This window comes from Cryobacterium adonitolivorans, assembly GCF_004402695.1.
GTDB lineage: Bacteria > Actinomycetota > Actinomycetes > Actinomycetales > Microbacteriaceae > Cryobacterium > Cryobacterium adonitolivorans.
In genome coordinates, this window is the sequence record NZ_SOFL01000008.1 from 109,504 (window position 1) to 127,297 (window position 17,794).

A 17,794-nucleotide genomic window follows, 5' to 3' on the forward strand; every position below is an offset into this window, starting at 1 on the left:
AGAGTGGGGCAGGAGCGCTAATTTCCTCCTGTGCACTAAGAATGCGACCGAATTCGGGCCAGAAACCGAAAAACAGGTGTTAAGAATCACCGTTCTTTACGTATGCTTAAGGAATGCCAACGCCGGCCTCCGACCTGGTCACCCTCGGTCACCGCATCCGTCACTTTCGCAGCGAGCGCACGCTCACCCTCGACCAGCTCGGCGAGGAAGTGGGCCTGGCGGCCAGCCAGCTTTCGCTGATCGAGAATGGCCGGCGCGAGCCCAAGCTCTCCGTGCTGCAACAGCTGGCGCAGGCGCTGGGCGTGCCGTTGGCCGAGCTGCTCAGTGGCGAGGCGCCCAACACCCGCGCGGCCCTAGAGATCGAGCTGGCCCGCGCGCAGAAGAACCCGCTCTACGGCGCGCTCGGCCTGCCCCAGGTGAAGGTCACCAAGGGCATGCCGCTGCCGGCGATCGAGTCGCTGGTGGGCCTGCACCGCGAGCTCGCCCGCCGGGCCAGCGAGGCCATCGCTACTCCGGAGGAGGCCCGCCGGGCCAACACCGAACTGCGTGAGCGGATGCGTGAGCACGGCAACTACATGCCAGACATCGAGCGGCTCGCAGAGGAGCGGGTGCGGGCATCCGGGCACGTCTCCGGGGCGCTCACCCACCGCGAGGTGAGCGTGATGGCCGAGCAGCTGGGCTTCACCCTGATCTACGTGAACGACCTGCCGCATTCCACCCGGTCGGTTACCGACCTGGCCAATCACCGGATCTACCTGCCGCCGGCCTCGATTCCCGGCGGGCACGGGCTGCGGTCGATGGCGCTGCAGGCGATGGGACACCGGCTGCTCGGCCACGAGCGTCCCTCCAGCTACGCGGAGTTTCTCTGGCAGCGGCTGGAGATCAACTACTTCGCGGCCTGTTGCCTGATGCCGCTGGAGGCGACCCGTTCGTTCCTGCAAACCGCCAAGCGGGAGCGGGTGCTGTCGGTGGAAGACCTGCGTGACGCGTTCGGGGTCACGCACGAGGCCGCGGCGTTGCGGCTGACGAACCTGGCCAGCACGCACCTGGACATGACCGTGCACTTCCTGCGGGTCTCCGGCGACGGCGCCCTGCAGAAGGGCTACGAGAACGACGGCCTGCCGCTGCCCGCGGACGTGACCGGCTCGATCGAGGGCCAGTTGGTCTGCAAGCAGTGGAGTGCCCGCAGTGCGTTCACACACACCAACCGCACCACCGAGTTCTACCAGTACACCGACACCCCGGCGGGCACCTTCTGGTGCGCCACCCAGACCGGCAGCACCTCGGATGGCGAGTTCTCGATCAGCGTTGGCGCCCCGTTCGCGCAGGCCAAGTGGTTCCGCGGCCGGGAGACCACGCAGCGGGCGGTGTCCCACTGCCCCGACGAGTCCTGCTGCCGGCGTCCGTCGGGTGCGGTGGCTGCCCGCTGGAACGAAAAGGCCTGGCCGAGCGCCCGGCTGCACGCGCATGTGCTCTCGCCGCTGCCCAGCGGCACCTTCCCCGGCGTCGACGACACCGAGGTGTACCAGTTTCTCGAGGCGCACGCCGACCAGTAGCCCGGCGGGTCAGGCGACCGATCGCGGCGGGTATTCGGCTATCGTGAACAAACGACATTGGGGGCTGCCATGGTGGCGATAAATACTGCGCCGCAGGGCCGACAACGTCGGTCTGGTGGCCGATTCGCCTCGTGGCCGATCTGGCTCATGGCCGTCCTGCTGCTGGTGTTCTTCGCCGCCATCATGTTGCGGACCGACGCCGAGTTCAGCCCGCTCGTGGACGGTTGGCTGGGCCTGCTTGCCATGGTGCTTCCCGTCTTCGTGAGCGTGAGGGCGCTCCACCGCACCCGGTTCCGCCAGCGGGAACTGGTGTTCGCTGCAGCAGCAGTGACCTCATGGGCAGCCGGAAATATCTACTTCGTGCTCGCAGCGGGCTTCAACGTGCCGCTGCCGTATCCGTCGCTCGCCGATATCGGGTTCCTGGCCTTCTGCCCCCTGATGATGGCTGCGCTGGTGGTGCTGGTGGGCCGGAAAGCGCGGGAAATGGCCTGGCCCGTGGCCCTGGACGGCGCTCTCGGCAGCGTCGCCGCCGCAGCCGTGCTGGCGGTGCTGCTCAATCCCATCCTGGGCCCCGTCGCCGACAGACCCGCCTCGCTGGCCACGGCGGTCGCGGTTGCGTATCCCCTGTGCGACCTCCTGCTCGTGGCCGCATTCGTCGGGGTCGGGGCTTCCCAGGGGCGGAGCGCGGGTGCACGGTGGATCCTGCTCGTGCTGGGCCTGATGACGTTTGCCGCCACCGATGTCACCTACGCCCTGCTGGAACTCACTGATCTGTACGTCGTGGGGACTCCCCTCGACATGGGCTGGGCCATCGGCCTCGCCTTCATCGCCTGGTGGATCGACGGGTCCGCCCGTAGCGACAGGACGCGAGCCGTCCCGGCGTTGGCGATTCCCGCGCAGGCCGTGCCGGCGTTGGCCACGGCCACGGCGCTGGGTGTGCTGATCCTGGCCAGCGAGGTGGAGATCCCGCCGCTCGCCGTAGCCCTCGCAAGCCTGACTCTGGTGCTCGCTGCTGTCCCCCTGGTGTTCCGGCAGCGGATACGGCTTGCGGACATGCACCGCCAAGCCATGACCGACGAGCTCACCGGGTTGCCCAACCGGCGCGCACTGTACGCCGAGGTACCTGCTCGGCTGGCCGCCGATCAGCATCGCCACAGCGCGCTGCTGCTGTTGGATCTCGACAAGTTCAAGGAGGTCAATGACAGCCTCGGCCACGACGTCGGCGACGGCCTGCTCAGGGTGGTCGCCGGGCGCCTTTCGGAGCAACTTGGCGAGGCGGATCTGTTGACCCGGCTGGGCGGTGACGAATTCGCCATCCACCTCGCCGGATGCGACGTGGGCAAGGCCGAGAGCGTCGCGGCGAAGCTGCGCGCGGCACTCATCGAACCGTTCACCCTGGCCGGCATCACCCTGCAGGCCAGCGCTAGCATCGGGATCGCCCTGTACCCGGAGCAAGGCCAGGACCTCACCCTTCTACTGCGCAAGGCCGACATGGCAATGTACCGGGCGAAGTCCACGCGGGGCGGGCACCACGTCTACCGCGACGGCGACAGCCACGGCGACGAGCGGTTGCGCACCCTGGCGGAGCTGCGCACGGCGCTGCACGAGGACCAGCTGCTGCTCCACTACCAGCCCAAGATCGATCTCTCAACGGGCACCGTCCGCGGAGTGGAGGCCCTCGTGCGCTGGGATCACCCCGTGCGTGGCCTGCTCTACCCGGATGCGTTCCTCGCTCTCGTCGAGGAGGCAGGGCTGATGCCGGCGATGACACAGATCGTGTTCGAGAAGGCCCTGGACCAGGCCGCGATTTGGCAGGAGCAGGGCCGCACGCTATCGGTGGCGGTCAATCTTTCGGCCAGCTCACTCGTCGACGCCGAACTGCCCGATCGGATCGGTGACATGGTCACTGTCCGCGGGTTGGTGCCATCCGTTCTCGTGCTCGAGATCACCGAAGACTTCCTGATGGCAGATCGAGACCGGGCCCACGCCATCCTCACCCGGCTGCGAGCCATCGGCGTTCGGATCGCCGTCGACGATTTCGGCACCGGCTACAGTTCGCTGGCGTACCTTCGTGATCTGCCCATCGACGAGCTGAAGCTGGACAAGTCGTTCGTGATGCCGATGGCCGACGATCCCCGTGCCACCGCGCTGGTGGCCTCGACCATCGACCTCGCTCACAGTCTCGGCCTGCGGATGGTCGCCGAGGGAGTCGAAAACAGCGCCGCCTACGCCGACCTCGCCGGCTACGGGTGCGACGCGGCGCAGGGATTCTTCATGTCCCGGCCCGTCCCGGCGGCCGAGCTGGACGCCTGGCTAGCGAAACGTGAGCCGGACGCAACGCTGATCCAACCGGTGGCTTTCCCCTAAGTAGAGGGGTCGACCTCCAGCCGTGCCCTGTCAATGAAAGGGGAACGACCCCCGGGCATGCGGGTGCCCGGGGGTCGCGAGACAGGGATCTAGCGTGGGGTGGACTAGGCAGCTTCGGCGACCTTGAGGGTGTCCACGAATTGTTCGAAGCGCACGATGAGCCCGCCGCGCACGATGAAGTGGTGGGCGGCGCGCACGTTCAGGCTCTTGCCGGTGGCCCGGTGGGTGGCGGTGTAGCGGGCAAGCACCACCACGTTCTCACCGTCGACGACGGAGCTGTGGTCGTGGGCGGCCCAGCCGTCCCCGTCCCGACCGAGGATTTCCCTCACATTGGAGGTGACATCCACCGGCGTGCGGAAGGTGCCGGCTAGCGGGAAGCCGGCCATCTCGGTCCACTCCACGTCGGGTGCCATCGTGGCGCGGAGCGCCGCCAGGTCACCCGCGACCAGGCGAGGTACTGCCGGCGCACGACGTCGCGCTGCGCGCTGGAAACGGTCAGGTCGGACTCGCCCAGCCCCATGTCATCTCCCCCTTCGCGACCTTCGGGCCGAGCTGGGCCGCGATCAGCCTGCCGGAGGCGGGGTACGCCTCCACCAGCGCCGCGGTCGTCGTCGCGCCATCGGGCGAGATTTCGAGCACCCGCTCGAACTCCTGCAGGTAGCTGCGGGTGCAGTCGAGGGCGGAAATGTCTGTCGCGCCCTCTCCCCCGGCGCGCGTGCATAACTCCTGCAATTCGTGCCCGGGCGACGGATGCGCCCGCTGAATTCCGGCATCCGTGCCCACGGTCGGCGGAAACTGCAGGAGTTATGCGCCCTCGGGAGCGGCGGGAGCGGCGGGAGCGGCGGGAGCGGCGGACCCTAGACGCTGGCGGGGCGACGCACGGCCGAGCCTTCGAGCCAGGCGGCCATGCGCCTGATGCTGGCGTGCGCACCCGGATTCTCCGGCTCGTTGAGGTGACCGTGCCGCGTTCCGGGTTCGAGGCAGACCGTGACATCGACGCCGGCCAGCGCGAGTTCCGCCGCGAACGCCTGCCCCGACGAGCGCAGGCTGTCGTGCTCCGAGTTCAGGACGAACGTGGGCGGCAGGCCGGCCAGGTCGTGACCGCCGGGGAACGCGTAGGGATTGCCGAGCCCGGCAGTGTCGCCCACGTAGTTGAGGTTCATCGCCCGCACATCGTCGGGCTCGAACCGCGCGTCAGGGGGCAGCACCGCAATCTTGAGCGCGAGTTCGGCGCTGGGTTCCGGCAGAACGCTGTGCACGAGCGGGTAGGCCAGCAGCAGCGACGCCGGCTGTGGGCCGCCGGCATCACGCAGCCGGAGCGATGCCCCCGCGGCGAGGTCGCCGCCGGCGCTGGCCCCGCCCAGCGACAGCCGGTCACCGTCGATGCCGTGCTCGGCCGCATGATCGGTTGCCCAGCGGAATGCCAACGTGACCTCTTCTGAGGCGACCGGAAAGAGCACTCCGTCGTGGGCCGGTTCGCTGTCGGTGAGGGCCGCCGACACGGGCGCCAGCCGATAGTCGACGCTGACCACCGTGATGCCTCGCGCCGCGAGCTCCTGGGACACCCAGTGCGCCTCGGGCATCTCAAGGTCGCCCCACGCGAAGCCACCCCCGTGCGCCCAGACCAGCGCCGGCCTCAGTTCCGCGGCGGCGGCGCGATAGACACGAATCGGGATGGCGCCGTATGGGCCAGCAATTGTCAAGAAGTCCATGGCTCTGATCATTCCAGCAAAATGTCGCACTGGACTCTCGTCGCCGACCTCCCCTCTGTCAGCCGGCGGCGTGGGCGGCGAGCTTGGCGGTGAAGTCGGAGAAGAGCAGCCGCAGGTCGAGCGGCTGCACGAACCGGCGCAGCTCGGTCTCGAATGATGTCAACGCCGGCACCTTACCTGAGGGGGTTTTTCTGATGCGTGTGGTGGTCCGGCCGGTGCTGCTCGCGGCCCGCGTAAGAACACGTGCCGGCGGGCATAAGACGTGCCGCCGGGCATGTGGGTGGGCGGGGACGGCTACTGGGGCGCCATCCGGATGCCGCCGTCGAGGCGGATGGTCTCGCCGTTGAGCATGGGGTTCTCCACGATGTGGCGCACGAGGGCGGCGTACTCGGCGGGGTCGCCGAGCCGGGCCGGGTGCGGCACCTGGGCGCCGAGCGAGGCGCGGGCCTCCGCGGGCAGGTCTTGCAGCAGCGGGGTGTCGAACAGGCCGGGGGCGATGGTCATCACGCGGATGAGCGAGCGAGCGAACTCCCTGGCCAGCGGTAGGGTCATCGCCGCGACACCGCCCTTCGACGCGGCATAGGCCGCTTGGCCGATCTGACCGTCGAACGCAGCGACGGATGCTGTGTTCACGATCACGCCGCGCTCCGCTGTGCCCTGCGGGGTCGAGAAACTCGACTCAGAGCCGGCGTTGTCGGAGTCGGGCCCGGCGCCGACCGGGGCCGTGGCCTGCATGGCCGCAGCGGCCAGGCGCACCACGTTGAACGTGCCGAGGAGGTTCACCCGAAGCACCCGCTCGAAGTCGGCCAGGGCCATCGGACCCTGCCGCCCCACGGTGCGGGCGGCCGGTGCGATGCCGGCGCAGTTGACCACGATCCGCAGGGGTGCCAGGGCGCCGGCGGCCTCGACCGCCGCTTGCACATCGGCATCCACGGTTACATCCCCGGGCAGGAATATACCGGGGAACCGTGCCACGGCACCGCATCCGACGGATTCAACCAGCCTCGTGGTCGGGGTGCCAGCCCTGCCGTGGAGCTCCGCGGCCCGCTCGGCTCCGGGCGAGTTCGGCAGGTCGAACAGCACGACGTGGGCGCCGGCCGCGTGCAGCGCTCGCGCGGTGGACAAGCCGAGGCCGGAGGCGGCGCCGGTGACGAGGGCGGAGCATCCGTTGATGCGCATCAGAGCCGTTCGATGATGGTGGCGTTGGCCATGCCACCGCCCTCGCACATGGTTTGCAGGCCGTAGCGGCCGCCGCCGGCTTCGAGGGTGCCGAGCAGGGTGCCCAGCAATCGGGTGCCTGAGGATCCGAGCGCGTGGCCGAGGGCGATCGCGCCGCCGCTGGAGTTGAGCTTGTCGACGTCGGCGCGCAGTTCTCGCTGCCAGACCAGTGGCACGCAGGCGAATGCCTCGTTGACCTCGTAGGCGTCGAGGTCGTTGATGCCCAGACCGGTGCGGGCCAGGATGCGCCGGGTGGCGGGGATCACGCCGGTGAGCATCAGCAACGGGTCGCTGCCGGTGACCGCGAAGCTGTGGAACCGGGCGCGGGGGGTGAGGCCGAGCGCGGCGGCGCGGCTGGCGCTCATGATCAGAGCGGCGGAGGCGCCGTCGGTGAGCGGCGAGGAGTTGCCGGCGGTGATCTGCCAGTCCACCTCGGGGAACCGGGCGGCCAGTTCGTCGGTGCGGAACGCGAGCGGCAGGTCGGCGAGGGTCTCGACCGTGCTGCGGCGCCGGATGGTCTCGTCGCCGACCACCTGCCGGCCGTCGGGCAGGGTGACCGGCAGCAGAGACGCGTCGAAGTCGCCGCGCGCGGCGGCCTCCGCGGCGAGGCGGTGCGAGCGGGCGGCGTACTCGTCGAGTTCAGTGCGGGTGAGGCCCCATTTGGCGCTGATCAGCTCGGCCGAGACGCCCTGGCCGACCAGGCCCTGCGGGTAGCGGGCGTGCATCAGGCGGCCGTGCGGGTCCTGGCTGATGATCGCGGACGCGGCCGAGCCCCAGCCTTCGGTGCGGCCGGCCGCGTCGGAGCCGCCGGCCGGGGTAGATCCGCCCGCGGAACCCAGCGGGATGCGGCTCATCGATTCGACCCCGCAGGCGATGACGATGTCGTAGCTGCCGGCGAGCACGCCCTGCGCGGCGAAGGTGGCGGCCTGCTGGCTGGAGCCGCACTGCCGGTCGATGGTGGTGCCGGGAACCGACTCGGGAAACCCGGCGCCGAGCAGCGCGGTGCGAGTGATGTTGGTGCTCTGCTCGCCCACCTGGGTGAGGCATCCGCCGATCACGTCGTCGACCAGGGCCGGGTCGAGGTTGTTGCGGTTGACCAGGTTATTCAGCACCCCGGCGAGCAGGTCGGCAGGGTGCACCCCGGAGAGCGCACCGCCGGGCTTACCCCGGCCGGACGGGGTGCGGACAACATCGACGATGACAGCATCATTGCTCATGCCTCCAGCCTATGGGACCGGGTGAGCTCCCGGCCGATGCACGGTGAGGACCTGCGCGGACACGGCCTGCGGTCGATGGCTCCTGGTCGGATCCAGCAGCAGCGCCGACCCGGGGGCAGCCTCGACCCCATCCACCCGCACCGTGCCTCGCAGCGCAAGCAGAAGCTGCGAACCCGCACGAAGTTCGGTCTCCGGCGGGAGGGCGCGGATGACGAATTCCGGCGGGTCGGCGGCGGCGGTGAAGGTGAGGACGAAGAGGGAACTCGCACCGGGCGGCCGCAATTTGGGCCGTTCGAAGTACACGGTGGAGGACAGCACCGGCATGACATGGTCACGCCGAAGCACCCGGTTCGATTCGGTATTGCGCACCGCAATCTGCGGGCCGGCAAGCCCGACCACGTAGTGGTGCGTGCCGGCGGGTCCGACCAGCAGGCCGGTGGAGTCCTTGATCTCGACCACCCGAAGCTGCCAGCGCAGTGTCAGGTCGCTGTCAAGGTCGGCCCAGACCTCACGGGCGCTGCCCCTCCCCTGGTCCAGGGGCTGGCGGGGGAGGTCGGAGAACCGGATGATGCGAGGCGGAGTCGCTGCAGCGTCAACGCCGTCATCCTCTTCTGCTGCAATGCTCATCGGCTGTCCCGGCCTGTCGGGGCCGGCCCTCCGGGGGCCGACGCAAAGATGTGCTGGATGGTTCGCATATCAACCATCCAGCACATCTCGGTGTTACCTGGGTCTGGGTTCTCAGGCCTTGGTGTCGACGAGGACGTAGCCCTCTTCACCGTGCATCACCGAGTCGATGCCCGCGATCTCGTCTTCGTTCTTCACGCGGAAGCCGATCGTCTTCTCGATGAGGAAGGCGATGGCGAAGGCGAGGACGAACGAGTAGATGAGTACGGAGAACGCTGCGATGGCCTGGACGAGCAGCTGCGTGCCGTCGCCGCCCAGGAACAGGCCGGTGCCGTTGGCGAAGAAGCCGAGGTAGAGGGTACCCATCAGGCCGCCGACGAGGTGGATGCCCACGACGTCGAGCGAGTCATCGAAACCCAGCTTGAACTTGAGGTCCACAGCGATCGCGCAGACCGCACCGGCGAGCAGGCCGAGCACAATCGCCCAGATCGGCTGCAGCGAAGCACACGCAGGGGTGATAGCAACAAGTCCCGCGACGGCGCCGGATGCGGCACCGACCGATGTCGGCTTGCCGTCGCGCACCTTTTCGACCACGAGCCAGGCGAGCAGGGCGGCAGACGGCGCCGCGATCGTGTTGACGAAGGCGAGGGCTGCGGTTCCGTCAGCGGCCAGCTCGGAGCCGGCGTTGAAGCCGAACCAACCGAACCAGAGCAGACCCGCTCCGAGGAGCACGAAGGGCGGGTTGTGCGGAACGTTGACGCCCTTCTGGAAACCGACGCGCTTGCCCAGCACCAGGGCGAGAGCGAGAGCCGCGGCACCGGCGTTGATGTGAACCGCGGTACCACCGGCGAAGTCGATCGCGCCGAGGCCGAAGACCGACTGCAGGCCGTAGGTGATCCAGCCGCCGTAGGCGAAGCTGCCGTCCTCGGCCAGGCCGAAGTTGAAAACCCAGCTGGCGACCGGGAAGTAGACGATGGACGCCCAGATACCGGCGAAGATCATCCAGGAGCCGAACTTGGCGCGGTCGGCGATCGCACCAGAGATCAGCGCGACCGTGATGATGGCGAAGGTGGCCTGGAAGGCGACGAAGGCCAGCGGCGGGTACGCGGCGCCTTCCGGCGTTTCGAGGGCACCGGTGAGGCCGATGTTGGCCCAGTCGATCGCCCACGGTGCAACCAAGCCCTCCGAGCCGGGGAACGCGATCGCGTAGCCGTAGATCACCCAGAGCACGCCGATCAGTCCGAGTGCGCCGAAGCTCATCATCATCATGCTGATGACACTCTTGGCCTTGACCAGTCCTCCGTAGAAGAACGCGAGTCCCGGAGTCATGAGCAGGACGAACGCTGCGGAAATCAGCAAGAAAGCGGTATTGCCTTGATCCATTTGAAAAACCTCTCTGCACGGACGCAGCGGCTCGCGTCGGGTAAGACATACCCTGACAGGACTGTGTTACACACTCAGCAAAACTCTGTTTCGAACACGTTGCAGAGAACGCTCCTGTGTAAACAACAGATGACGCGAGGCTCAAAGGTCGACGAGAGTCAGCTGGAAAGTGCCCACATCGCGACCGCGCTGGCCGCGGCCACGTTAAGGGAGTCGATGCCGTGCTTCATCGGGATCTGCACCACGGCGTCCGCCGCGGCGAGCGCCTCGTCGGTGAGCCCCTCGCCCTCCGCGCCGAGGAGCAGCGCCAGCCGGGCGTGCTGTTCGCCGTGGAAATCGCGCAGGCTCACCGCATCCGGGGTGAGCGCCAGGGCGGCGACGTGGAAGCCGTGGCGGGTGAGCAGCTGCCGGGTGCTGGGCCAGTCGCCCACCCTGGTCCACGGCACCTGCAGCACGGTGCCCATCGACACCCGGATGGCGCGGCGGTAGAACGGGTCGGAGCAGCGCGGGGTGACCAGGATCGCGTCGGCCCCGATCGCGCCTGCGGAGCGGAAGATGGCACCAACGTTGGTGGGGTCGGTGACGTTTTCCAGGATCAGGATGCGCCGGGCATCCGCCAGCAGCGTCGCCGGTTCGGGCAGTGCGGGCCGGTGCATCGCAGCGATCAGGCCGCGATGCAGCACGTAGCCGGTGAGCTCGGTGAGCAGCTCCCCCGCGCCCACGAACACCGGGACGTCGTCGCCGACGAGCGTCCGTGCCTCGTCGAGGGTGTTCGCCAGGGTGAGCACCGACCGCACCCGGTGCCCGGCGCCGAGCGCCCGCTCGAGCACCAGCGCGGACTCGGCGATGTACAGGCCGTGCTCGGTACCGCGCGCCTTCTTGAGCGCCACATCCGTGGACTGGGTGTAGTCGGCCAGGCGGGGGTCGCTCAGTTCGTGGATCTCGATTACGGGCACCCCACGAGCTTAACGACCCCGGGAGGCCCTAGGGCGTGTCTCCTGATTCGTGTAACCAGACGATGATGGCGCTCAGAACAGCTCCGCCTCTTTGTCGAGGTCGACCGGGCGGCCACCGTTTCGACCGCGGCGTTTCCGGTCGGCGACCGGGTCGGAGCGTTCCGGAATGACGACCCAGATGACGATGGCATCAACGGCTCGATCCGAGCCCACTCGCTGTCAGACAACGGCTATGCGAGACATAGGTCGATTCTGCCGAAAACCCTCACCAGACATTAGGAGACACGCCCTAGCCACAACCTCAAAATTAATGCCCTCCACTGGTCCACAGTTTTGTCCGCCTTGCTCGAGCCGCCCGGTGTAGGAATCTGGAATCGGCTCAGAGCCCAGTTGTCGACGCGCCTGCATTATTCACCTGCACGAGGTCATCGATGTCCTCCACACGCTGGTTTGCGATCCAGTTGTCAAGTTCGGCGGCGGGGACGGGGCCGGACATGAAGAAGCCTTGGGCGTGATCGCACCCGTAACGGACGAGTTCGTCGTAGGCCGCACTGTTTTCTACACCTTCGGCGACCATGCGCAAGCCGAGGCTGTGGGCAAGGTCGATCGTAGAGGCCACCAGTGCGGCAGCGCGGGGATCTTGGCCCATCGGTAAAACGAAGGATTGGTCGAGTTTGATTTCGTCGATCGGTAGGTCACGTAGGTAGGACAAAGAGCTGTAGCCAGTACCGAAGTCGTCGATAGCGATCTGGACACCGCCCTCGCGGAGTCGGGTCAGAATCGTGCGGGCTCGCTCTCGGTCTGCCATGAGGAAGTCCTCGGTGATCTCCAGTATCAGCGTGGAGGCGCTCAGCTGTCGGGCGTCGATCATGGCGGCGATGCGCTCCGGCAGGTCAATGTCGACAAAGGAGCTAGAGGACAAGTTGACGGCGACGGTCATTGCCCGATCGTGGGTTTGCCAGAGCTGGGCCTGATCAAGGGCTTTCTCCAATACGATCCGGGTCAAAGCTGCCATCTGGCCAGATTCCTCGACCAGGATTAGAAACTCTTCAGGTAGCAGCAGACCCCGGCTCGGGTGGTTCCATCGGACAAGGGCCTCGACCCCGGTCACGTGCCCCGTTTTCAGATTGATCTTAGGTTGATAGTGCACCACGAGTTGGTCATCGAGCAGGGCCACGCGCAGTTCTTCCAAGGTCCTCAACCGGACTTCGCCATGACTATCATCGGCTTGTTTGAAAACGTGGTGGCCACTGTGTGTTGTTTTCGCCTCATACATAGCCATGTCAGCTCGCCGAAGAAGTTCACCGAGGTTTTGGCCTTGGTCGGGGAACAGGGCGATCCCCATGCTCGCGCTGGTTTGCAGGGCGATATTTTCCAGAGTGAATGGGGCAGCAAGAGCAGCACGAAGCTTCCTGGCCACCGCGAGAGCATCCTCCTCGCCGGAGCCTTGAAGGATGATCGCGAACTCGTCACCCCCGAGTCGGGCCAGGAAATCTCCCGCGCCCAGGGACCGCGACAGCCGGGTGCTCACTTGAACCAGCAACGTGTCTCCCGCGTCGTGGCCCAGGCTGTCATTCACTTCTTTGAACCGGTCCAGATCCAACAGCATCAGGGCACTACGGCGGCGGGTCAGGGGCGAGCCCGATCCAACCTTGAATCGTGTTTCCGCTTCGGCTTTCAGTGCCCTTCGATTGGGTAGCCCGGTGAGCTCATCGGTGAGAGACTCCCGGCGCAGAAGTCGCTGCCGAAATGCGAGAGGAAGCGCAGCCAACCCCACCGTGGCGGTGGCTAAGACAACCGCAAGGACCGACACTGTGATTTGGGTGCCCAATACAAGAAGTCCCAGCCCGGCCACGACGGCGCCAGCCGGCACGCTCAACGGGGGCGTTTCCCTCTGCCGCCGGCACGAGGTATCCGTGTTCCTCCCCGAGCCGTCCACCCACAGGGCCATCAAAGCCAGGCCGAGCGCCCAAACCGCGTCCAACGGGTTTCCGACGCTGTATTGATCCGCATTTTCGAGCAGCGCGTAAGCGACATCGGCTACGGTCAGCATGCCCAACCCAAAAAAGAGGAACAGCCACCGTGGCCCAATGTCCAAGGTCGGGGCGGCGGCTATGCCGGTGATGACTGCGACCAGCAGCAAGTCAAAAAACGGGTAAGCCACCGCAACCGCTGTCGCAACAGGGGTGGGACCCTTGATCGCGTCTTCCAAGACGGGACTGAGAATTGCAGCCAGGACCGCCGCCGCGCCCAAAGACCCGACCGCGCCATCGAGCAGCACAGACCAGGAGAAACCTCGCACCTGCCTCCGAACCAGCACAACCACGGCGGCAAGCATGAGCGGGTAAAACATGAGATATCCGATATCCGCCAAGGAGGGAAACACCAAATACCCGCTGTCATCCATGAACAGGGAATAGTAGGTATCCGCGACCGCGGACACCGTCACGGCTGCCGCTGCCAGCAGCACGTCACGGCGTGCGAAATGTGTCCGCCAGGCAGCCACGAAAAACACGACCACCGGCCCCCACTGTGTCAGCCCGCACAACCACACATCAACAAACGGGTTCGCGCCGTCCCCGTGCAACAGCAATCCCACAAAATAAACAATCACCAAAGCGCTGACGACCCACATCAACCAGCGCCCAGACCTCAACCCGCCGATCAGGCGACCCCCATGTTCACAAGCACCCACCTGCACAGAAGCCCCTTAGTATCAGGCCCAGCCTACCGACCAAAACCAACGCCGAACCCACGGCTGAGCTGCATCACCTCTACCCAGCGGAGGTAACGAGGGCTCACTGTGGAAGCCGCGAACGCAGCCATTGACCAGGCTTGCCGGCGCCCTAGTCGAAAGAGCGGCGACTGCGGCCCAGAACGAGCAGCTGACCTATCGGGGTTTTCTGTTCGAGCTGCTCGAGGCAGCCGGGTGTCCACGGGACAAGAGGCTTGATAACGCCGACCCAAAACAGGGCCAATAGTGCCGTTTGAAAACAGGACCACTATGTGTTTCTACTATGCCGTACCGGGCGTCGGCTGGTGGCTTTTGAGCCGGTAGCTGGTGCCTTTGAGGCTGATGACGTCGGCGTGGTGCACGATGCGGTCGATCATCGCGGAGGCGACGGTCGGGTCGCCGAAGACGTCGCCCCAGAGCCCGAATGACAGGTTGCTCGTCATGATCAGGGATGCGTGTTCGTATCGGCTTGCGATGAGTTGGAAGAACAGGTTCGCGGCGTCCTGATCGAACGGGATGTAGCCGACCTCGTCGCAGATTAGGACGCTGCAGCGGCGTCGCCGGGTCAGTTCCGCGGCCAGTTTGCCGCGGGAGTGGGCGTCTTGGAGGCGGGCGACCCAGCCCGTCGCGGTGTCGAAAAGGACCCGGTGGTCGTGTTTGGCGGCTTGAACGCCCAGTGCGACGGCGAGGTGGGTCTTGCCGGTGCCTGGTGGGCCGAGCAGGACGACGTTCTTCGCTTCGGTGACGAAGGTGCTCGTGCCCAGGTGCGCGATCAGGTTCCGGTCCGCGGACGGTTGGTGATCGAAGTTGAAGTCCTCCAACGTTTTGTGGCCGGGGAACCGGGCGGCCTTGATCCGCAGCGCGGCGCCGGAGGCTTCGCGTTCGGAGACCTCGCGGGAGAGCACCGCGGCGAGGTATTCCTCGTGCGACCAGCCGGCGTCGCGGGCCTGGTCGCCCAGGCGCCGGAACGCGTCCCCGATCCGTGGTGCGCGCAGCGCGCGGGCGTAGTACTCGATCTGAGATGCCGTGGTGCTCATGCGATCAGGCTCAGGCCGTTACTCTCACAGGGCGCTCCACAAGTTCGACCGGGCGCGCTGGGGCGTGTCTCCTTAATGTCCGGTGAGGGTTTTCGGCAAAATTGACCTATGTCTCGTACTGCCATGTTGTCTGACAGCGAGTGGGCTCGGATCGAGCCGTTGATGCCACCGTCGTCTGAGCGTCCTGGGCGTCCGTTTCAGGATCACCGCCGGGTGATGGAAGGCATCGTGTACCGGTATCGGGCGGGGATCCCATGGCGGGATCTGCCGGAGGGTTTTCGGTCCGTGGCAGACGGTTTGGAAACGTCATCGGCGTTTCAGCGGCGATGGCACCCGGACAGCATTCTGGCCCGGTTACTGTCCGAGGCCGATGCCTTGGAGAAGATCGATTGGGAGGTTTCGGTGGACTCGACGGTGAATCGGGCGCATCAACCCGGGACGAATCTTCCGCGCACCACGGGGGGACCTGTCGAATTACACGAATCTGCTGGAAGAGCCTCCTGATCACGCCGTTGGCCGCTCCCGCGGTGGTTTGACCACCAAGATTCACCAGCTTTGCAACGGAAATATGCGCCCGCTTGTGATTCTTCTGGGCACCGGTCAGGGCGTCGATTCGCCAATGCTCCCGGAGATCATGGCCTCGCTCAGCGTCGATCGGATCGGCCCGGACGGGCCCGCACTCGACCCGACCGGGTGCTTGCAGACAAGGCCTACTCGGCCAAAGCCCACCGGGAGATGCTGCGAAAACGGAACATTCAGGTCGTCATTCCGGAACGCTCCGACCAGGTCGCCAACCGGAAACGCCGCGGTCGAAACGGTGGCCGCCCGGTCGACCTCGACAAAGAGGCCTGCAAGCGCCGCAACGTCATCGAGCGTTCGTTCAACACCCTAAAGCAGTGGCGCGGACTCGCCACCCGCTACGACAAACTCGCACTCACCTGCCGAGGCGGAGCTGTTTGAGCGCCATCATCGTCTGGTTACACGAATTAGGAGACACGCCCTAGTCGTAGTCGGCGAAGGGGTCCGGAGTGAGAGTGTACTTGGTGGATAGGTACTCGTGGATGCCCTCGGAGCCGCCCTCCCGGCCGAGGCCGGACTGCTTGACCCCGCCGAACGGGGCGGCGGCGTTGGACACCACGCCCATGTTCAGCCCCATCATGCCTGTCTGCAGCCTTTCGATCATCCGCTGCCCCCGGGCGAGATCCCGGGTGAACACATAGCTGACCAGCCCATACTCGGTGTCGTTGGCGATGCGCACGGCGTCGTCCTCGTCGTCGAAAGGCACGATCGACAGCACCGGCCCGAAGATCTCTTCACGCAGGATGGCGCTGCCCGGCTTCACCCCGGTGATCACGGTGGGCTGGTAGAACGTGCCCACCCGGTCCAGGACCCGCCCGCCGGTGAGCAGGGTCGCACCGCGGCCGAGGGCCTCCTGCACGAGGGTGTCGGCCTTGGCCACGGCATCCGCGTTGATCAGCGGGCCGATCTTGACGCCGGTCTCGGTGCCGCGGCCCACGGTGAATTCGGTGACGGCCTCGGTGACCCGGCGGGCGAACTCATCGGCGACGGACGCCTGCACGATGAACCGGTTGGCGGCGGTGCAGGCCTGGCCCACGTTGCGGAACTTCGCGGCCAGGGCGCCCTCGACGGCGCGGTCCATGTCGGCGTCTTCGAAGACCAGGAACGGGGCGTTGCCGCCGAGCTCCATCGAGGTGCGCAGCACGTTCTGCGCGGACTGCTGGATGAGCTTCTGGCCGACGCCGGTGGAGCCGGTGAAGCTGAGCTTGCGCAGCCGGGGGTCGGCGATGATCGGCGCGGACACGGCCGCCGACGTGGAGGTGGTGAGCACGTTCACCACGCCGGCGGGCAGTCCCACTTCTTCGAACAGCTTAACCAGGTAAAGCGTGGTGAGCGGGGTCAGCTCAGCGGGCTTGATCACGACGGTGCAGCCGGCCGCTAGCGCCGGCGCGATCTTGCGGGTCGCCATCGCAAGCGGGAAGTTCCACGGGGTGATGAGGAAACTGGGTCCGACCGGGTGCTGCGACACGATCATGCGGCCGGTGCCCTCGGGGTTGGTGCCGTAGCGGCCGGTGATCCGCACGGCTTCCTCGCTGAACCAGCGCAGGAATTCGCCGCCGTAGGCGACCTCGCCGTAGGCCTCGGCGAGGGGCTTGCCCATCTCGAGCGTCATCAGCAGCGCGAACTCGTGCTTGCGCTCCTGCAGCAGTTCGAAGCTGCGGCGCAGCACCTCGCCGCGCACTCGCGGCGGGGTGGCGGCCCAGGCATCCTGCGCATCGACGGCCGCATCGAGGGCGGCCAGACCGTCGGCGACGCCGGCGTCGGCGATGGTCTTGATCACCTTGCCCGTGGACGGGTCGTGCACGCTCAAGGTGCTCCCGTCGGCGGCGGGCACCCACCGCCCGTTGATGTACAGCTCGTTGGGTACGTGCTGGAGCAGTTCTGCTTCGGTTACGTGCGCCACAAATGCCTCCCTGAAGTCGTCGACCTCAAATGTACTCGCGTGCCGCTGACCGGCCGCTGGTCGACGCGGGCAGGATGCCCAGGCACAGCAGCAGGAAGATCAGCTGCGCCAACCCTGTCGCGAAGTAGAGGGTGTGCAGAAACGAGTACACCGGCAGCAACGCGACCTCCACGTAGACCCAGACCACCATGCCGAACCCGGCGACACCGGCCGCGGCCGGGTACCACGGCTGCCGGCGGTGCTGCCCCAGAACGGCGAGCGCCTGCGTGCCACTGACGATCAGCATCAGGATGAGCCCGGGGATCAGGTAGGAGTCGAACGGGGTGCCCGCGAGCCAGCTCATCGGCATCCCCATCCCGTTGGCGAGGATCAGGCCGAGCCCGCCGCCCAGCGCCGACATCAGGTTGAACCAGCCCACGACCAGCAGTGCCAGCCACCACCACCGACGGGGTTCAACCCGGTCTGTGCCGTGCACGGCGGGGCCGACTAATGCAGGGTGAGGCGCCAT

General features: G+C 66.9%; 17 protein-coding genes. 4 read left to right on the forward strand and 13 right to left on the reverse strand.

Annotated features, from left to right (window positions below):
* Nucleotides 1-113 precede the first annotated feature (113 nt).
* Nucleotides 114-1,556 (forward strand): helix-turn-helix domain-containing protein, encoded by a 1,443-nt coding sequence (locus E3O42_RS02880; RefSeq protein ID WP_134452424.1) that lies wholly within the window; start codon nt 114-116, stop codon nt 1,554-1,556.
* A gap of 147 nt (nt 1,557-1,703) precedes the next feature.
* Nucleotides 1,704-3,923 (forward strand): putative bifunctional diguanylate cyclase/phosphodiesterase, encoded by a 2,220-nt coding sequence (locus tag E3O42_RS02885; protein ID WP_166787874.1) that lies wholly within the window; start codon nt 1,704-1,706, stop codon nt 3,921-3,923.
* A gap of 104 nt (nt 3,924-4,027) precedes the next feature.
* Here E3O42_RS02885 and E3O42_RS02890 read toward each other — a convergent pair whose 3' ends face one another.
* The 11 genes from E3O42_RS02890 to istB all read right to left on the reverse strand — a co-directional run bounded on the left by E3O42_RS02890 (nt 4,028) and on the right by istB (nt 14,804).
* Complete coding sequence (locus E3O42_RS02890; RefSeq protein ID WP_241984589.1) at nt 4,028-4,324, reverse strand: nuclear transport factor 2 family protein; 297 nt, start codon at nt 4,322-4,324, stop codon at nt 4,028-4,030.
* A gap of 94 nt (nt 4,325-4,418) precedes the next feature.
* Nucleotides 4,419-4,706 (reverse strand): hypothetical protein, encoded by a 288-nt coding sequence (locus E3O42_RS02895; protein WP_134452426.1) that lies wholly within the window; start codon nt 4,704-4,706, stop codon nt 4,419-4,421.
* 74 nt (nt 4,707-4,780) lie between these two features.
* Nucleotides 4,781-5,635: an alpha/beta hydrolase gene (locus E3O42_RS02900; protein ID WP_198414045.1), complete on the reverse strand. Its 855-nt coding sequence runs from the start codon at nt 5,633-5,635 to the stop codon at nt 4,781-4,783.
* A 294-nt stretch (nt 5,636-5,929) separates the two neighbouring features.
* Complete coding sequence (locus E3O42_RS02905) at nt 5,930-6,814, reverse strand: SDR family NAD(P)-dependent oxidoreductase (protein WP_134452428.1); 885 nt, start codon at nt 6,812-6,814, stop codon at nt 5,930-5,932.
* Complete coding sequence (locus E3O42_RS02910; protein ID WP_134452429.1) at nt 6,814-8,070, reverse strand: thiolase family protein; 1,257 nt, start codon at nt 8,068-8,070, stop codon at nt 6,814-6,816. The genes E3O42_RS02905 and E3O42_RS02910 overlap by 1 nt, the downstream gene beginning before the upstream one ends.
* 9 nt (nt 8,071-8,079) lie before the next feature.
* Entirely contained in the window at nt 8,080-8,697 is a 618-nt protein-coding gene (locus tag E3O42_RS02915; protein ID WP_134452430.1) for a hypothetical protein, read from the reverse strand.
* Between the two features lie 111 nt (nt 8,698-8,808).
* Entirely contained in the window at nt 8,809-10,077 is a 1,269-nt protein-coding gene (locus E3O42_RS02920) for an ammonium transporter (protein ID WP_134452431.1), read from the reverse strand.
* Between the two features lie 158 nt (nt 10,078-10,235).
* On the reverse strand, nt 10,236-11,033 hold the full coding sequence (locus E3O42_RS02925; protein WP_134452432.1) for a TrmH family RNA methyltransferase: 798 nt from the start codon (nt 11,031-11,033) through the stop codon (nt 10,236-10,238).
* Between the two features lie 72 nt (nt 11,034-11,105).
* Nucleotides 11,106-11,246 carry a hypothetical protein gene (locus E3O42_RS17890; RefSeq protein ID WP_166787875.1) on the reverse strand — a complete coding sequence of 47 codons (141 nt, stop codon included), beginning with the start codon at nt 11,244-11,246 and terminating at the stop codon, nt 11,106-11,108.
* Between the two features lie 166 nt (nt 11,247-11,412).
* Entirely contained in the window at nt 11,413-13,668 is a 2,256-nt protein-coding gene (locus E3O42_RS02930; protein ID WP_134452433.1) for a putative bifunctional diguanylate cyclase/phosphodiesterase, read from the reverse strand.
* Between the two features lie 380 nt (nt 13,669-14,048).
* On the reverse strand, nt 14,049-14,804 hold the full coding sequence (gene istB, locus E3O42_RS02935; RefSeq protein ID WP_134452434.1) for an IS21-like element helper ATPase IstB: 756 nt from the start codon (nt 14,802-14,804) through the stop codon (nt 14,049-14,051).
* Between the two features lie 162 nt (nt 14,805-14,966).
* Between istB and E3O42_RS18880 the strand changes: the two genes are divergently transcribed.
* Nucleotides 14,967-15,308 carry a transposase gene (locus E3O42_RS18880; RefSeq protein ID WP_420897851.1) on the forward strand — a complete coding sequence of 114 codons (342 nt, stop codon included), beginning with the start codon at nt 14,967-14,969 and terminating at the stop codon, nt 15,306-15,308.
* Between the two features lie 189 nt (nt 15,309-15,497).
* The gene (locus E3O42_RS18885) at nt 15,498-15,764 is read left to right on the forward strand and encodes a transposase (RefSeq protein WP_420897849.1); all 267 of its coding nucleotides are present in this window, start codon (nt 15,498-15,500) and stop codon (nt 15,762-15,764) included.
* A gap of 40 nt (nt 15,765-15,804) precedes the next feature.
* On the opposite strand, the gene E3O42_RS02945 is transcribed toward E3O42_RS18885, so the two are convergent.
* Nucleotides 15,805-17,286 (reverse strand): NAD-dependent succinate-semialdehyde dehydrogenase, encoded by a 1,482-nt coding sequence (locus tag E3O42_RS02945; RefSeq protein ID WP_134452435.1) that lies wholly within the window; start codon nt 17,284-17,286, stop codon nt 15,805-15,807.
* Nucleotides 17,287-17,311: 25 nt separating this feature from the next.
* The gene (locus E3O42_RS02950) at nt 17,312-17,794 is read right to left on the reverse strand and encodes a hypothetical protein (protein ID WP_134452436.1); all 483 of its coding nucleotides are present in this window, start codon (nt 17,792-17,794) and stop codon (nt 17,312-17,314) included.

Excerpts from the sequence above, each read along its gene's own strand:
- istB (WP_134452434.1), bottom strand. The coding sequence starts at position 14,804 with ATGAGCACCACGGCATCTCAGATCGAGTACTACGCCCGCGCGCTGCGC.
- E3O42_RS02930 (WP_134452433.1), bottom strand. The coding sequence starts at position 13,668 with ATGTGGGTCGTCAGCGCTTTGGTGATTGTTTATTTTGTGGGATTGCTG.
- E3O42_RS02900 (WP_198414045.1), bottom strand. The coding sequence starts at position 5,635 with ATGGACTTCTTGACAATTGCTGGCCCATACGGCGCCATCCCGATTCGT.
- E3O42_RS02950 (WP_134452436.1), bottom strand. The coding sequence starts at position 17,794 with ATGGCGCCTCACCCTGCATTAGTCGGCCCCGCCGTGCACGGCACAGAC.
- E3O42_RS02885 (WP_166787874.1), top strand. The coding sequence starts at position 1,704 with ATGGCCGTCCTGCTGCTGGTGTTCTTCGCCGCCATCATGTTGCGGACC.
- E3O42_RS02920 (WP_134452431.1), bottom strand. The coding sequence starts at position 10,077 with ATGGATCAAGGCAATACCGCTTTCTTGCTGATTTCCGCAGCGTTCGTC.
- E3O42_RS02915 (WP_134452430.1), bottom strand. The coding sequence starts at position 8,697 with ATGAGCATTGCAGCAGAAGAGGATGACGGCGTTGACGCTGCAGCGACT.
- E3O42_RS18880 (WP_420897851.1), top strand. The coding sequence starts at position 14,967 with ATGCCACCGTCGTCTGAGCGTCCTGGGCGTCCGTTTCAGGATCACCGC.
- E3O42_RS02880 (WP_134452424.1), top strand. The coding sequence starts at position 114 with ATGCCAACGCCGGCCTCCGACCTGGTCACCCTCGGTCACCGCATCCGT.
- E3O42_RS02910 (WP_134452429.1), bottom strand. The coding sequence starts at position 8,070 with ATGAGCAATGATGCTGTCATCGTCGATGTTGTCCGCACCCCGTCCGGC.
- E3O42_RS02905 (WP_134452428.1), bottom strand. The coding sequence starts at position 6,814 with ATGCGCATCAACGGATGCTCCGCCCTCGTCACCGGCGCCGCCTCCGGC.